The following is a 1,119-nucleotide window of genomic DNA, read 5'->3' as shown; positions in this document are numbered from 1 at the left end:
GTGAAGCCGTTGATAAATTGGCAATAGAAATGCGTGCAAAGCGCTTCGGTTTAACGCTACAAGAGGCAAAAAATCCACTTTCTGGTACCTATATCGGGCGGCTTTGCTTGCAAGGCGTGCTTACTCAAGAGCAATATGATGCCGCGCAACAGTATTTACAGATAAGAAACGACTATTTGTGTGCAAAAGGCTTGCCAAGTGCTGTTTACGATGAAATGCCATCATCTTCTGATGATAAGGCAAGAGACAAATGGGTAGAATTTGCTACAGAGCAGTTTTTCAATACGCAAGAGGCACTAAAAGAAGCCCAATGCCTCTATAGACAGTATAATCTTTATGCAGCGCTACAGAACCTCGTGATAGAAGATCAAATGCTACCACACCTTGTGAATTCGCTGCGTGTTGCTCTTAATGTGCTTCAGAAACATTTTGATCAAAAAAGTGAATGATAAATGTTTTATGTAGTTTTTGTAGCATGATGTGAAACGTTTTTCTGTACAATTCGTTATATTTGTATTACAGTGAATACAAATGTGAGGATTGCGTTATGACAATATCTATTCGGTTGCCTAGCGAACTTGAAACGCGTTTGAATAATTTAGTTGCGAAGACAGGGCGTACGAAGTCTTTTTATCTGCGAGAGATTATTGAACGTGGAATAGAGGAAGCGGAGGATTATTATTTAGCTTCACAAGTAAGAGAGCGCATTCGAAGGGGAGAGGGTACTTTTTATAGCTCTGAAGAGGTGAGGAAAGAGCTTGGCTTGGACGATTAGATATGAAAAAAAAGCTCTCAGTTTTTTAAAAAAATGCGATAAAAAAGAAGCGCGGCGAATTGTTGATTTTTTAGATAAACAGATTGCTTCTCTTGAAGATGTACGTGCAGTAGGAAAGCCTTTAAGAGGTCAGTTATCGGGTTTGTGGAGATATCGTGTAGGAGATTATAGGATACTCTGTGATCTTTATGATAAGGAGCTTGTAGTATTAGTTTTGGCTGTTGGACATAGAAAAAATATATATAAAAGCTAAAGCAAATAATGTTCTTTTTGTGTTGACAAATTGTTGCAAATCGTATTTAATGACATTGCTGTACTTAGGCGTATTGTATCTAGACGAAAGA

General features: G+C 38.1%; 3 protein-coding genes. All 3 read left to right on the top strand.

Annotated elements, in window-relative coordinates:
- The coding region (locus ACFIK6_RS09930; protein WP_375677603.1) for a hypothetical protein at nucleotides 1–449 on the top strand (449 nt) is incomplete at its 5' end.
- Between the two features lie 98 nt (nucleotides 450–547).
- Entirely contained in the window at nucleotides 548–775 is a 228-nt protein-coding gene (locus ACFIK6_RS09925; protein WP_375642649.1) for a DUF6290 family protein, read from the top strand.
- Nucleotides 759–1,028, top strand: coding sequence for a type II toxin-antitoxin system RelE/ParE family toxin (locus tag ACFIK6_RS09920; protein WP_375642650.1), 270 nt, complete (start codon nucleotides 759–761; stop codon nucleotides 1,026–1,028). Before ACFIK6_RS09925 ends, ACFIK6_RS09920 begins: the two co-directional genes overlap by 17 nt.
- Nucleotides 1,029–1,119 lie beyond the last annotated feature (91 nt).

Origin of the sequence: Bartonella sp. AS69XJJH, from assembly GCF_042195585.1 — a bacterium.
GTDB lineage: Bacteria > Pseudomonadota > Alphaproteobacteria > Rhizobiales > Rhizobiaceae > Bartonella.
This window is presented reverse-complemented; position numbering and strand designations above follow the sequence as displayed.